Below are 13,972 nucleotides of genomic sequence, written 5' to 3'. Positions count from 1 at the left end.
AATTTGGAGGGCCATGGCCCTCCGCATCACGTTGCCGGAATCGGCAGACAACAAGAATAGGTAGGCGATGGCCTTCACTGATATTTTCATCAAGCGCCCGGTGCTGTCGGTCGTCGTCAGCATGCTGATCCTCTTGATCGGCCTGCGCGCTGCGACCACCCTGCCGATCCGCCAATACCCGAACCTGTCGAATACCGTCGTGACGATCACCACGTCGTACCCCGGTGCGTCGGCGGACCTGATCCAGGGTTTCATCACCACGCCGCTCGAGCAGGCTGTCGCCTCGGCCGAGGGTGTCGACTACATCACCTCATCGTCGGTGCTCGGCACCTCGACGATTCAGGTCTACGTCAAGCTCAATTTTAATCCGAACCAGGCTCTCACCGAGGTCCTCGCCAAGGTCAATTCGGTCAGATACCTGATTCCTAGGGAAGCGTTCGACCCGGTCGTGACCAAGGCGACCGGCGACACGATCGCGGTGATGTATCTCGGATTTTCCAGCGAGGAGCTGAGCGGCTCGGCGATCTCCGACTATCTGACGCGCGTCGTCCAGCCGGTACTGTCGACGGTCGATGGCGTCGCATCCGCCGACATCCTGGGCGGCCAGACCTTTGCGATGCGGCTCTGGCTCGATCCGATTCGAATGGCCGGGCGCGGCGTGTCACCGAACGACGTTGCAGCCGCGATCGCCGCCAACAACTTCCAGGCGGCCGCCGGCCAGACCAAGGGCTATTTCATCGTCTCCAACGTCTCGGCCAATACCGACCTTCAGAGCATCGATCAGTTCAAACGGATGATCGTCAAATCGAAGGACGGTGGCTTCGTGCGTGTCGAGGACATCGCGACGGTGGAGCTCGCAGCTCAGAGCACGGATGCCAGCGTCGCCTTCAACGGCGAGCATGCGATCTTCATCGGCATCAAGGCGACGCCGCAGGGCAACCCGCTGACGCTGGTCAAGGGCGTGCGCGCGCTGTTTCCCGAGCTCGAGCGTAACCTGCCGCCCTCGATGAAGATGAAGGTGGCCTACGATTCCACCAAGTTCATCCAATCGTCGATCGACGAGGTCCAGAAGACGCTGGGCGAAGCGGTGCTGATCGTCGTGATCGTGATCTTCCTGTTTCTGGCCTCGATTCGGTCGGTGATCATTCCCGTCGTCACCATTCCACTGTCGCTGATCGGCGTCTGCATTCTGATGCTTGCCGCTGGGTTCAGTTTCAACCTGCTGACGTTGTTGGCGATGGTGCTGGCGATCGGCCTTGTGGTCGACGACGCCATCGTGGTGGTGGAGAACATTCACCGCCATCTTGAGGAAGGCATGCCACCAGTGCAGGCATCGCTGAAGGGCGCGCGCGAGATCGTGGGCCCGGTCATCTCGATGACGATCACGCTGGCGGCAGTGTATGCGCCGATCGGCTTCCTCGGCGGCGTGACCGGCACTCTATTCCGCGAATTCGCCTTCACGCTCGCGGGTTCGGTCATCGTGTCGGGCGTGATCGCGCTGACGCTGTCGCCGATGATGTGCTCGGTGTTCCTCAAGAGCGCCGAAGAGGGGCGTTTCTCCAGGCTGGTCAACAGGGTATTCGGTTCAATGACGCGCTGGTACGGCCGCCAGCTCGACCGCTCGCTCGACTATCGTCCGATCACCGGCCTGTTTGCGCTGACCATGCTCGGTCTGGTCGGCTTCCTCTACATGAACACGTCAAAGGAATTGGCGCCCCAGGAAGACCAGGGCATCGTGTTCGCAATCACCAAGGCGCCGAAATACGCCAACATCGACTACATCGATTACTATGGCGACAAGATCGACAAGGAGTTCCAGAAGTTTCCCGAGACCGACCTGCGTTTCGTCCTGAACGGCATCACCGGTCCGCAGGGCGGCTTCGCGGGCATGCTGCTCAAACCTTGGGATGAGCGCAAGCGCACGGCCCAGCAGCTCCAGCCGCTGGTACAGGCGGAGCTGTCGAAGATCGAGGGCGTCAATGCGTTCGCGTTCAGCCTGCCGCCACTGCCCGGCGGTCCCGGCGGTTTGCCGGTCCAGATGGTTATCAACACGACTGCGGGGTTCCAGGCGGTCTACGAGGAGATGGCGAAGCTGAAGGATGCCGCGCGCAAAAGCGGCCTCTTCATCGTCAGCGACAGCGATCTTGAGTTCAACCAGCCGGTAGTTCGGGTGAAGGTCGATCGTTCCAAGGCGAGCGACCTCGGCATCACGATGCAGTCGATCGGCGGCGCGCTGGCGACGCTGCTCGGCGGCAACTACGTCAACCGCTTCAACCTGGAAGGACGCTCCTATCAGGTGATCCCGCAAGTGCCGCGCGATAAGCGCCTGGCGCCGGAATCGCTCGATAACTACTACGTCCCGGCTGCGACCGGGCAGCTCGTGCGGCTGTCGACCGTCGTCTCGGTCGAGACCGGCATCGATCCGAACGCGCTGACCCATTACAACCAGCTCAACTCCGCGACCTTTTCCGCGGTGCCGATGCCGGGCGTCACCATGGGCCAGGCGGTTGAATTCCTGCAGGGCGAGGCCAAGAAGCTGCCGTCTGGCTTCAGCTACGACTTCCTGGCCGACTCCCGGCAATACGTCCAGGAGGGTAATCAGCTCCTGATCACCTTCGCGTTCGCTATCATCATCATCTTCCTGGTGTTGGCTGCGCAGTTCGAGAGCCTGCGCGATCCCTTGGTGATCATGATCAGCGTGCCGATGGCGATCGTCGGCGCCATGATCCCGTTGTTTTTCGGCGTCGCGACGATGAACATCTATACCCAGGTTGGGCTGTTGACCCTGGTCGGGTTGATCACCAAGCACGGCATCCTGATGGTGGAGTTCGCTAACGAGCTGCAGATTAACGAGGGGCTCGACCGCCGCTCGGCGATCGAGATGGCCGCCCGCATCCGGCTGCGTCCGATCCTGATGACGACGGCGGCAATGGTCACGGGCCTGTTGCCGCTGCTGACGGCCTCGGGTGCTGGCGCCGCCAGCCGATTCTCGATCGGCCTCGTCGTCGTGGCCGGCATGACGATCGGCACCCTGTTCACGCTGTTCGTGCTGCCTGCGGTCTACATGACGATTGCGACAGACCACCAAGCCGAGTCCAACTCCGAGCGGGCCAAGCAGATCGCCGATTTCGATCTCGGCGGTCGGCAGGCGCTGAAGCCGACCTGAGCCCTCCAAGCTCATGCTCGAAGAAAAGGCGGGACTGGCGAAAGCCATTGCCGCCTTTTCTCTGCCCGTAATATCCTTCCTTGCAGGCGTCGCAAGGGGGCGCGTGGGTCAGGCATCGGTTATTGCTTCGACGCGTTTCTTCGCGAATCGGTACTCCACGTGATCGAAACGCTACGAACTTGCCTGACAAGATCTGGAGGAACAGACATGGTGAGCGATTTCTCAGCCGGAAATTACCGTTTCATTCCCGCCGTGTTCCAGTATTCCGGTGGCGTCGCCGCCAGCCCGGGTTTCGAAATCGAGCGCGTGCGTTTCGACGGGCCGGTGCCGCTAGCGGCAGGGTTTGCGCAGATCGCAAAGTACATTCAGGCAGCCGGCCGTCCGCTGACCTCATTCTGCGCCTGTGAATTGCGCTCGCCCGCCGCGTTCACGGACGAGGGTTTTCGCAATTTCAACCTGCACTATGTGAAGACGCTGGCGGAGTGGGGCCTCTATGACGGCACGACCAATCCGGTCGCGCGTAGCAATGTCTGTCCAGAGATCGATCCGCCGAGCGAGCCGTCGTTCTACGCTTTTTCGTTCACGCGGCCGAACCAAAGCGCGCCGCCGAGTTTTGTGATTGCGGGCAGCGGCGAGTCCCAGGAAGGTAACGCCAGCTATGCCGAGCGCACCGTGCGCTACCGCGATATCAGCCCCGAAGGCATTGCGGAGAAGGTCCGTTACGTCGCCGGCGTGATGGAGCAGCGCATGGGCGAATTCGGATTCGGCTGGAAGGATGCGACTGGTGTGCAGACCTACACTATCCACGATTTCTACCACGTCTTTGCCGACGCGCTGGTCCGCCGCGGCGCCGCGCGCTCGGGCCTGACTTGGCATTTCGCGCGGCCGCCGGTGATCGATCTTGAGTATGAAATGGATTGCCGGAGGGTACTGCGGGAGGTGGTGATCTAGTTAGACCCTCATCCTGAAGGAGCCGCGCAGCGGCGTCGCCATGGAAGAGGACGCGCAGGCCCTCGATCTCGATCGGCAGGCCCGCGGTCATGCCTTCGCCGCCGTCGTCGCTTCGATCGCTCCGTCGATCACTGCGCGGTCGGTGATCCCGGCCGGATTTCTCCGCGTCGGCAGGAAGGGACGAAAATGCACCCAGCGCTCGCGGCTCACCTGTTCCAGCCGTTCGAGTTCGGCCAGCGGATCGGTGTGGTCGTCGACGCGCAGGTCAAGATCGGACCATTCTTCTTCGCCATGGATCAATAGCGCCGCCGATTGCTTGCCGCGCTTGTCGCCGCCGGCAGCTTCGCCGGCCTTCATCGCCGCGATCAGCCGCTGCGCAAAGGGTAGGGCGGCGTTGGCGACATAGGCTTTCGCGGTTTCGTCGAGCACGGCGGCGCCCGCCAGCATGTTGCCGGCAAGGGAAAAGCCGTCGCCTCGGATGTGCCCGCACCAGTCGATGCATTCCTTGCCGGTATGCGCGGCGATGCGGCCCTTGACATCCATGACATGAAGCTGGCGGGCCTCGCGCCCATCGTCGCTACAGAGCAGAATGTCCACCACTTCAACGGGGCTGCGGCCGTCGCGCAGCAGCTTCACCCCGTCGATCCCATAATAGAGATTGACCAGCGCCTGCGTTGCGATGCCGCCGATGCCCGGCGCGATATGCGGCACGCGTGCGCCGACCGCGAAGAACTTGGTCGCAACCGCAATGCCGATCTGGCCGGTTGAGGGATCGTGCGCGATGATCGACCAGGTCATCTTGTCTCTCCGATTACCGGCCCGCGGCGTAGCCCTGCATGCCCCTGGGATTGGCGGCGGCGCGGCGGCGGCGGCCGATCCGGGAGGCCGCAGTAAGGCGCCCCTCGGACCATTCGGGGCCGATCTCGACGACATGGCCGCGGCTCTTCAGCGTATCGATCGTCGCCTTCGGCACACGGCTTTCGAGCACGAGCACGCCGGGACGCGCGGTGCGCGGCCAGAACGAGATCGGGAAATGTTCGGAATGCCAGGCCGGCGCGTCGATCGCTTCCTGCAGATTCAGTTTGGCGTGGACGTGACGCAGGAAGAATTGCGTGGTCCATTGATCCTGCTGGTCGCCGCCGGGCGAGCCCCAGGCCATGTAGGGCTCGCCATCACGCAGCGCCATGGTGGGCGAGAGCGTCGTGCGCGGCCGCTTGCCGGGTGCCAGCGCGGCCGGGTGATCTTCTTCCAGCCAGAACATCTGCGCGCGGCTGCCGAGACAGAAGCCGAGTTCGGGAATGACCGGCGAGGACTGCAGCCAGCCGCCGGACGGCGTCGCCGAGACCATGTTGCCGGCCTGATCGATGATATCGAAATGCACGGTGTCGCCGCGCACCTCGCCGAAGCGGCCGACCGTCGGCTCGCCCGCGCCCATGGCGCCGACCGCTTCGCGATGGCCTTCAGCGCGCCGCAGTTTGACAACCGAGCCGAAACCTTCCACCGAGCCGGGGATGAAATCGAGCGAGGCTTTGTCCCTGGAGATGAGTTTGCGGCGCTCGTCGTTATAGGCATCGGACAGTAGCGTCGAGATCGGGATATCAGTGAATTTGGGATCGCCGTAAAACTTCTCGCGATCGGCGAAGGCGAGCTTGGCGCATTCGATCTGCAGATGGATGAAGTCAGGACCGGCCGGATCGAGGCCGTCGAGCTCAAAGCCTTTGAGCAGCGCGAGCTGCTGCAGCATCACCGGGCCCTGGCTCCAGACGCCGGGCTTGCAGACAGTGTAGCGGCCATACTCATAAGTCAGCGGCGCCTCGACGGTCGGCTGCCAGCGCGCCATGTCGTCGGCGGAAAGCACGCCACGATGCGGCGAGCCAGAGACATCCATCACCTCCTGCGTGCGGCAGAATTTATCGATCGCTTCTGCCACAAATCCCTGCGACCACGATTTGCGGGCGCGTTCGATCTGCGCGACGCGGTCACCGCCGGCGCTTTCGGCTTCTTTCAGGATGCGCGCGTAGGTTTCCGAGAGCTGCCTGTTGGTGAACAGCGTGCCGGGCCTGGGCACCTCGTTGTTCGGCAGATAGACCGCCGCGGAAGTCGTCCAGTGCTTGCGGAATAATTGTTCGACCACTTGAATGGTCGCGGAGGCGCGCTCGACCAGCGGATAGCCGTCACGAGCATAGGCGATCGCAGGCTCCAGCACATCGCGCAGCCGCATCGTGCCGTAGTCGCGCAGCAGCAGCATCCAGGATTCGAACGTGCCGGGCACGCAGGCCGCGAGCAGGCCGGTGCCCGGCACCATTTCGAGGCCTTCGCTCTTGTAGTGCGCAATGGTGGCTTTTGCGGGCGCCGGTCCCTGGCCGCAGATCACTTCGGTGCCGCGTTTGACGTCATGCACGATGATCGGCACATCGCCGCCCGGACCGTTCAGATGCGGCTCCACCACCTGCAGCGTAAATGCGGTGGCAACGCCGGCATCGAACGCGTTGCCACCCCTCTCCAGAATGCTCATGCCGACGGCGGTCGCGATCCAATGGGTCGAGGTCACGACGCCGAACGTACCTTCGATTTCGGGTCTCGTGGTGAAGGGATCGGGATTGATGTTGCTCATGAGAGTCCGACGCGGTGCTGAAATCGCGATGCCGGTTCACTTGAGCACAGGCGAGGCTGAATGCCAACCAATGGCATGCTACGCATCGCTGCCATCCCCGTGATCATACCACGGCGGCGGTCTCGACCGGATGGTTGACGGCGTGGCAGGCGACGCCGTTGATCAGCGCGGGCGCCTGCTTGCGGCAGAGATCGAACGCAAGCGGGCACCGCGGATTGAAGGAGCAGCCGGGCGGCGGATCGATCGGATTGGGGATTTCGCCCTTGACCGGAATGCGCTGGCGACCGGACATCGCCAGATCCGGGACCGCACCCAGCAGCATCTTGGTATAGGGCATCCGCGGATTGGCGAACAGCTCGCGCCCCTCGGCGATCTCGACAATGCGGCCGAGATACATCACGCCGATGCGCGTTGCCATGTGGCGTACTACGGCGAGGTTGTGGCTGATGAAAAGATAAGTCAGCCCGAACTTGTCCTGCAGGTCGCGCATCAAATTGAGGATCTGCGCCTGCACGGAAACGTCAAGCGCCGAGGTCGGCTCGTCGCAGACGATGAACTCGGCTTCCGACGCCAGCGCCCGTGCGATCGCGATGCGCTGGCGCTGACCACCGGAGAATTCATGCGGATATTTCAGCCCGTCATCAGGATGCAGCCCGACCAGGCTCAAGAGTTCGCCGACACGTCCGGCGATGTCACGCTCGCCCTGGATCAGGTCGAAGGCGCGGATCGGCTCGGAGACAATGGCATCGACCCGGAAGCGCGGATTGAGGCTCGCATAGGGATCCTGGAAGATCATCTGGATGCGACGGCGCAGCCGCTGCCGCGCCTGAGACTGCCTGGGATCTGTCATCGATACGCCGTCAATCATGACGTCGCCCGAGCTCGGCGGTAGCAAACCCACCACCATCCGCGCCACGGTCGTTTTGCCCGAGCCGGACTCGCCAACAAGCGCAAAGGTCTCACCCTTCTTGATATCGAACGTCACGCCGTCGACGGCTTTCAGAAATTCCAAATGGCCGCCTTCGAGCACGCGGTTGAGCCACGGCTTCGAGACGTCGAACACCCGGCGCAAATTTCGGACATCGACAAAGGAGACCGTCATGCCGCGGTCTCCTTCGCGGTATCGCTGGGCGCGGTATCGTAGAGATGGCAGGCCACCGCATGCGAGCCCTGCTTGAGCGGCTCCGGCCGATCGACGCGGCAGCGGTCAAACGCAAAGGCGCAGCGTGGGTTGAACGAGCAGCCGGGTGGGATCGCCGACAGGCGTGGCATCGAGCCTGGAATCTGCACCAGGCGCTTCTCTTCACCGGCGAGCGTCGGGATCGCGCCCATCAGGCCTTTGGCGTAGGGATGCATTGGGTTCTGCACGACGTCCTGCACCGGGCCGATCTCGGCGATTCGCCCCGAATACATCACCGCCACGCGGTCTGACGTTTCGGCGATCACGCCCATGTCGTGGGTCACCAGCATCACGGCAGTGCCGTGGTCGCGGCCGAGCCGCTTGATCAGGGAGATGATTTGCGCCTGCACGGAAACGTCGAGCGCGGTGGTCGGCTCGTCGGCGATGATCAGCTCCGGCTCGGCGCAGATTGCAAGCGCGATCACGACGCGCTGGCGCATGCCGCCGGAGAATTCGTGCGGATAGGCATCGATACGCTTGTCCGGCGCGGGAATACCAACTTCAGCCAGCAGATCGATGGCGCGCTTGCGTGCCGCCGTCTCCGACAGGCTCATGTGGGTGCGGATCGTCTCCACGATCTGGTCGCCGATGCGGTAGAGCGGATTGAGGCTCGTCAGCGGATCCTGGAAGATCATGCCGATCCGTTTGCCCCTGACACGGCGGATTTCCTCCGGAGGCAGATGATCGATGCGCGTTCCCGACAGATAGATTTCGCCGCCCGAGATGCGGCCGGGCGGATCGATCAGCCCGATCACGGCAAGCCCCGTAACGGATTTGCCGGCGCCGGATTCGCCGACCACGCCGAGCACCTCGCCCTTGGCGATGTCGAAGGAAACCCCGTTGATCGCGCGCAGCGTAGAGCGGCGGGTGAGGAATTCCACCTCGAGATTGCGAACGGAGAGGACAGGAACGGTCATCGGAGTTTTGGATTGAGCGCGTCGCGCAGCCAGTCGCCCAGCAGGTTGATGGAGAGGATCAGCCCCGCCAGCGCAATGCCGGGGAAGGCGACGATCCACCATTCGCCGGCGAAGAGGTAGTTGTTGCCGATCCGGATCAAGGTGCCGAGCGAGGGCATGGTGTCGGGCATACCGGCGCCGAGGAACGACAGCGTCGCCTCGGTGATGATGGCAAGCGCGAGGTTGATGGTCGCGATGACGAGTATGGGGCCCATCGTGTTCGGCAGCACATGGCGCAGCATGATCTTGGGCGCGGGCAGGCCGATGAGCTGCGCGGCGGCGACATAGTCCTTGTTCTTCTCGACCATCACGGAGCCGCGCACCGTGCGCGCATACTGCACCCAGAAGCTCAGGCCGATCGCGATCACCAACACTCCGAGCGTGCTCATGGCATCCAGCCGGTTGCCGAGCACGGATTTGGCAACACCATTGACCAATAGCGCGATCAGAATAGCAGGGAAGGTGAGCTGCACGTCGGCGATCCGCATGATCAAGCCGTCGACCGCGCCGCCGACATAGCCGGCGATCAATCCAAGGGTGATGCCAAGCGTGCCGGCAAGGATCACGCCGAGCAGGCCGACGACGAGCGATATCCGCAGGCCGTAGAGAATGGCGGAGAACACGTCGCGGCCCTGTTCGTCGGTTCCGAGCAGGAACGGGCTCTGCCCATCGGCGGTCCATATCGGCGAGATCCGCGAGTTCATCAATTGCAGCTGCGCCGGATCGAAGGGATTTTGCACCGCAAGCTGCGAGGCAAAGATCGCCAGCAGGAAGAATAGAACGGTGACGGCCGCCGCCACCATGGTCATTCGCGAACGGCGGAATGAATAGAAGATGTCGCTGTCGAGCGCGCGTTTCAGCCAGCTCGCTCCAGAACGCGCTGTTGGCGCGTTCTGTTCAACTCGGTGTGGGACCACGGCGTCGGACATCGGATTTCTCGCTTATGCCGGACGGCGGATGGTCGAGCGCAGGCGCGGATCGACGACGGTGTAGAGGATATCGACCACCAGGTTGATGGTGACGAAGATCAGCGACACCATCAGCAGGTAGGCGGCCATGATCGGAATATCGACGTTCTGGACGGCCTGCACGAACAACAATCCCATGCCCGGCCACTGGAAGACAGTTTCGGTGATGATGGCAAAGGCAATAACCGAGCCAAACTGCAGGCCGGCAACGGTGATGACGGGAACCAGGGTGTTCTTCAGCGCGTGGCCAAAATGGATCGCGCGCGTGGTCAGGCCGCGGGCGCGGGCGAAACGGATGTAGTCGGTACGGAGCACTTCCAGCATTTCAGCACGCACCAGCCGCATGATCAGGGTCATCTGGAACAGACCGAGCGTGATCGAGGGCATGATCAGCGCCTTCAGCCCGGACAGAGTAAGCAGTCCGGTCGTCCACCAACCGATCCGCACCACGTCGCCGCGGCCGAAAGAAGGCAGCCAGCCCAGCGTCACCGAGAACAGATAAATCAGGAGAATGCCGATCAGGAACGTCGGCAGCGAGATTCCGATCAACGAGACTGCCTGAAAGAACTTCGTGAGAATCGTGTCGCGCCGCAGCGCCGAATAGACCCCCATCAGGATGCCGAACACCATCGCGAGAACGGTGGCGCAGGCGGCGAGTTCCAGCGTCGCGGGCATTCGCTCCATCAACAGGTTCGAGACCGGCTGGCGGAACTGATAGGACACTCCGAACTTGAACTGCGCGGCATTGGCAAAATAGCGGGCGAACTGCACCGGCACGGGATCGTCGAGACCGAGCGACTTGCGTACGGCTTCCCGCTCTGCCGCTGGCGTATCCAAGGAAACGATCTGGTTAACGGGGTCGCCGGCGAAGCGGAACATCGAGAAGGCAATGACGCCGACCGCGATCATGACGCCAATGGCCTGGATTGCGCGGCGAAGAGTGAAAGCGAGCATGGATTCCTTTCACTGCTCTCTTGTACGGCGGCGGACGTCGCTGTCGCCTCGAAAAGAAAAGTCCCGGAAGCCACCAAGCCGCCGGGACCCGTGTTGACGCCTGACTAGTCCTGTTTGGTCGCCCAGTACAGCAGGACCTGATTGTCGGCGCGCTGGCTCAGCTTGACCTTCTTCGACACGCCCCAAGCCAGCGCCTGCTGGTGCAGCGGGATGTAGCCGAAGTCTTTGGCCCCGATTTCGAACGCTTGCTTGATCAGGAGGTCGCGCTTGTTGGTGTCGGACTCCTGGAGCACCTTGTCGGTCAGTTCGTCGAGCTTCTTGTTGCAATAGCCGCCCAGATTGGCCTCGCCGCGGTTGGACTTCGGATCGTCGCGGCAGCCCATGATGTCGAACAGGACGTTGTGGGAGTCGAGTGTGCCGGGCGTCCAGCCGAGCAGATAAATCGAAGTCTGATAGCCACCGGGTTTCAGCACCTTGGCGAAATACTGCGCCTTGGGTTGGGCCAATAGCGTCACCTTGACGCCGATGCGGGCCAGCATGCCAACCACAGCCTGGCAGATCGCGGCGTCGTTGACGTAGCGGTCGTTCGGGCAGTCCATCGTGACTTCGAAACCGTCGGGATAGCCGGCTTCAGTGAGAAGCTTCTTGGCGCCGTCGGGATCGAATTTTGGCCGCGTGAAGTCACCGGAGAGCTTGAACAGTTGCGGCGCAATCATCAGCGCCGAGGGCGTCGATAGGCCGCGCATGACGCGGGTCTTGATCAGTTCGACATCGATGGCCTTGAAGAAGGCCTCACGCACCTTGATGTCCTTGAATGGATTCTTGCCCTTGACGTTGGAGTAGAGCAGTTCATCACGCGTCTGGTCCATGCCGAGGAAGATGGTGCGGAGTTCCGGACCCTTCATCACCTGGGCGTTCGGGCTGGAATCGACGCGCGTGATATCCTGGATCGGCACCGGCTCGATGACATCGACTTCGCCCGACAGCAGCGCGGCGACGCGGGTCGCGTCCGAGCCGATCGGCGTGAAGACGATTTCCTTGATGTTGTGTTCTGGCTTGCGCCACCAGTTCGGATTGGCCTTGAACACGGTTTTGACGCCGGGCTGATGGCTTTCGATCGAGAAGGCGCCGGTGCCATTGGCGTTGAGCGAGGCGAAGCTCGGCGTCGTTGCCGCGGCGGGCGTGGGTTCGACAGCATTGTTCGCCTCGGCCCACTTCTTGCTCATGATGTACCAAGTATCCCATTGCGAATTGAGAATGGGATTGGGCGAACTCAGGATGAAGTCGACGGTGTAGTCATCTACCTTGACGACCTTGGTGTCCGGAGCGACGCGGGTCTGCAGGTTCGACCCCTTTTTGCGAACGCGGTCCGCCGAGAAGACCACGTCGTCGGCGGTGAAGGGATCACCGTTGTGGAATTTGACGCCCTTGCGCAGATGGAACCGCCAGCGGGTCGGCTCTGGCGTTTCCCAGCTCTCGGCTAGCGCGGGGATGATCTTCAGGTCCTTGTCGCGGGCGGTCAGGCCCTCAAAGACCTGCCCGAGATGGGCGTGGGTGGTGCTCTCGTTGAGCGTGTAGGGGTCGAGCGATTTGAGGTCGCCCTGGTTGGCATAGCGCAGGGTCTGGGCCGATGCCGGCGCCATGGCCAGGGCAAGGATGGAAGCCGTGGCCGCTGCAAGCAAAGTCTGACGTACCCGCATTTGTTCGATTTCCCCGCGTTGATCAGCAATTTAACGGCGGATATTGCCGAGCCATGTTGCCAGAGTCCAGCCACCGCGCAAGCATCATTATCCCGCACTGCATGCCGGTTTGCGCGGCGGTGCGGCAAAGTCTAGGTTGCACCTTAAGGCGTGCGCGCGAGCACGTGACATTGAACTTTCGGAGTGTTGGATGGCGGAACTGAAGGCCGACGTTCTCGTCCTCGGTGCGGGCATGGTCGGCGTCAGCGCCGCACTGCACTTGCAGAAGCGAGGCCGAAACGTGGTCTTGATCGACCGGCACGAAGTTGCCGGCGAGGAGACCAGCTACGGCAATGGCGGCTTGATCGAATGCGCCTCGGTCTTTCCCTACATGTTTCCGCGGGATGTCGGCGAGATCCTGCGCTATGCGTTCCTGCGCGCGCCGCAGGTAAGCTATCATTTCAGGGATTTGCCGGAATTCCTGCCCTGGCTGGCACAGTATTTCTTCGCCTCGTCGCCGAAGCGTGCACTGCACAGTGCAATGGCCGAGCTGCCGCTGATCCAGCGCAGCCTGATCGAACATGAGGCGCTGATCGAAGAAGCCAATGTCCCGGAGCTGTTGCGGCGGACCGGTTGGATCAAGCTGTTTCGTTCGGAGGCGACGCTTGCCGGGGCGCTGAAGGATCTCAAGCGTGCGGCCGAGCATGGCGTCACCGGAGAAGTACTGGATGGGCCGGCGGTGATCGCGCGCGAGCCGCACCTGACCGGCGATTTCAGCGGTGCAATACATTTTCCCGCACCGGGATTCGTGCCTGATCCCGGTGGGCTGGCCAAGGCTTATGCTGCGCTGTTCGGCCGCAAGGGCGGACGCTATCTGGTCGGCGATGCCCGAACGCTTGAACAGTCCGGTGGGCGGTGGAAGGTAGCAACGCTGGAGGGGACCATTACGTCGCGCGAGGTCGTGGTGGCGATGGGGCCGTGGTCGGACCAGATCTTTAAACCGCTCGGCTATTCGATCCCGCTTCAGGTCAAGCGCGGCTATCATCTGCACCTAGAGCCGCGCGGCAATGCGATCCTGAATCATCCCGTGCTGGACACCGATCTGGGCTTTCTGCTGGCGCCGATGAACCGCGGCATTCGGCTGACAACCGGCGCGGAGTTTGCTCGCCGCGATGCGCCGCCGACGCCGGTCCAAGTCGAACGGGCGCTGCCGCGGGCGCACAAACTGTTTCCGCTGGGCGGGCCGGTCGATGCCAAGCCCTGGATGGGGGCACGGCCGTGTCTGCCCGATATGCTGCCGGTCATTGGCAAGGCTCCCCGCCATGTCGGGCTGTGGTTCGACTTCGGCCACCAGCACCATGGCCTGACGCTCGGACCCGCGACCGGTCGCCTGCTGGCGGAAATGATGACCGGCGAGACCCCCTTTGCCGATGTCAGGCCATTCGCCGTCGAACGCTTTGGTTGACCATATCGGGAATTGAGGGGGCCGGGGCCCAGGTCTTTT

At 62.7% G+C, this 13,972-nt stretch carries 10 protein-coding genes; 3 read left to right on the top strand and 7 right to left on the bottom strand.

Translation table 11 applies throughout. The annotated features are described in order from the left end of the window. The first annotated feature begins 67 nt into the window (after window positions 1-67). Both J6524_RS32805 and cnbZ read left to right on the top strand, forming a co-directional pair. The gene (locus tag J6524_RS32805; protein WP_225678037.1) at window positions 68-3,166 is read left to right on the top strand and encodes a multidrug efflux RND transporter permease subunit; all 3,099 of its coding nucleotides are present in this window, start codon (window positions 68-70) and stop codon (window positions 3,164-3,166) included. A gap of 207 nt (window positions 3,167-3,373) precedes the next feature. Next, on the top strand, window positions 3,374-4,117 hold the full coding sequence (gene cnbZ, locus J6524_RS32800) for a 2-amino-5-chloromuconate deaminase CnbZ (RefSeq protein ID WP_225678036.1): 744 nt from the start codon (window positions 3,374-3,376) through the stop codon (window positions 4,115-4,117). An 87-nt stretch (window positions 4,118-4,204) separates the two neighbouring features. On the opposite strand, the gene J6524_RS32795 is transcribed toward cnbZ, so the two are convergent. The 7 genes from J6524_RS32795 to J6524_RS32765 all read right to left on the bottom strand — a co-directional run bounded on the left by J6524_RS32795 (window position 4,205) and on the right by J6524_RS32765 (window position 12,489). Continuing rightward, window positions 4,205-4,915 carry a DUF1028 domain-containing protein gene (locus tag J6524_RS32795; protein ID WP_225678035.1) on the bottom strand — a complete coding sequence of 237 codons (711 nt, stop codon included), beginning with the start codon at window positions 4,913-4,915 and terminating at the stop codon, window positions 4,205-4,207. A gap of 13 nt (window positions 4,916-4,928) precedes the next feature. Continuing rightward, window positions 4,929-6,731: a gamma-glutamyltransferase family protein gene (locus J6524_RS32790; protein WP_225678034.1), complete on the bottom strand. Its 1,803-nt coding sequence runs from the start codon at window positions 6,729-6,731 to the stop codon at window positions 4,929-4,931. 103 nt (window positions 6,732-6,834) lie between these two features. Further along, on the bottom strand, window positions 6,835-7,833 hold the full coding sequence (locus J6524_RS32785; protein WP_225678033.1) for an ABC transporter ATP-binding protein: 999 nt from the start codon (window positions 7,831-7,833) through the stop codon (window positions 6,835-6,837). Continuing rightward, window positions 7,830-8,828, bottom strand: coding sequence for an ABC transporter ATP-binding protein (locus tag J6524_RS32780; RefSeq protein ID WP_225678032.1), 999 nt, complete (start codon window positions 8,826-8,828; stop codon window positions 7,830-7,832). Before J6524_RS32780 ends, J6524_RS32785 begins: the two co-directional genes overlap by 4 nt. Beyond that, window positions 8,825-9,796, bottom strand: a complete 972-nt coding sequence (locus J6524_RS32775) for an ABC transporter permease (RefSeq protein WP_225678031.1) — start codon at window positions 9,794-9,796, stop codon at window positions 8,825-8,827. The genes J6524_RS32780 and J6524_RS32775 overlap by 4 nt, the downstream gene beginning before the upstream one ends. Before the next feature lie 12 nt (window positions 9,797-9,808). Next, window positions 9,809-10,789, bottom strand: coding sequence for an ABC transporter permease (locus J6524_RS32770; protein WP_057844461.1), 981 nt, complete (start codon window positions 10,787-10,789; stop codon window positions 9,809-9,811). A gap of 104 nt (window positions 10,790-10,893) precedes the next feature. Next, window positions 10,894-12,489 (bottom strand): ABC transporter substrate-binding protein, encoded by a 1,596-nt coding sequence (locus J6524_RS32765; protein WP_225678030.1) that lies wholly within the window; start codon window positions 12,487-12,489, stop codon window positions 10,894-10,896. Between the two features lie 190 nt (window positions 12,490-12,679). Here J6524_RS32765 and J6524_RS32760 point away from each other — a divergent pair, with 190 nt between their 5' ends. After that, entirely contained in the window at window positions 12,680-13,933 is a 1,254-nt protein-coding gene (locus J6524_RS32760) for an NAD(P)/FAD-dependent oxidoreductase (protein WP_225678029.1), read from the top strand. Window positions 13,934-13,972 lie beyond the last annotated feature (39 nt).

This window comes from Bradyrhizobium hereditatis (genome assembly GCF_020329435.1).
GTDB classification, from domain to species: Bacteria; Pseudomonadota; Alphaproteobacteria; order Rhizobiales; family Xanthobacteraceae; genus Bradyrhizobium; species Bradyrhizobium hereditatis.
This window is presented reverse-complemented; position numbering and strand designations above follow the sequence as displayed.

Bases quoted from the DNA above. Each gene is read 5' to 3' on its own strand.
- J6524_RS32805 (WP_225678037.1), top strand. From the start codon at position 68: ATGGCCTTCACTGATATTTTCATCAAGCGCCCGGTGCTGTCGGTCGTC.
- cnbZ (WP_225678036.1), top strand. From the start codon at position 3,374: ATGGTGAGCGATTTCTCAGCCGGAAATTACCGTTTCATTCCCGCCGTG.
- J6524_RS32795 (WP_225678035.1), bottom strand. From the start codon at position 4,915: ATGACCTGGTCGATCATCGCGCACGATCCCTCAACCGGCCAGATCGGC.
- J6524_RS32790 (WP_225678034.1), bottom strand. From the start codon at position 6,731: ATGAGCAACATCAATCCCGATCCCTTCACCACGAGACCCGAAATCGAA.
- J6524_RS32785 (WP_225678033.1), bottom strand. From the start codon at position 7,833: ATGACGGTCTCCTTTGTCGATGTCCGAAATTTGCGCCGGGTGTTCGAC.
- J6524_RS32780 (WP_225678032.1), bottom strand. From the start codon at position 8,828: ATGACCGTTCCTGTCCTCTCCGTTCGCAATCTCGAGGTGGAATTCCTC.
- J6524_RS32775 (WP_225678031.1), bottom strand. From the start codon at position 9,796: ATGTCCGACGCCGTGGTCCCACACCGAGTTGAACAGAACGCGCCAACA.
- J6524_RS32770 (WP_057844461.1), bottom strand. From the start codon at position 10,789: ATGCTCGCTTTCACTCTTCGCCGCGCAATCCAGGCCATTGGCGTCATG.
- J6524_RS32765 (WP_225678030.1), bottom strand. From the start codon at position 12,489: ATGCGGGTACGTCAGACTTTGCTTGCAGCGGCCACGGCTTCCATCCTT.
- J6524_RS32760 (WP_225678029.1), top strand. From the start codon at position 12,680: ATGGCGGAACTGAAGGCCGACGTTCTCGTCCTCGGTGCGGGCATGGTC.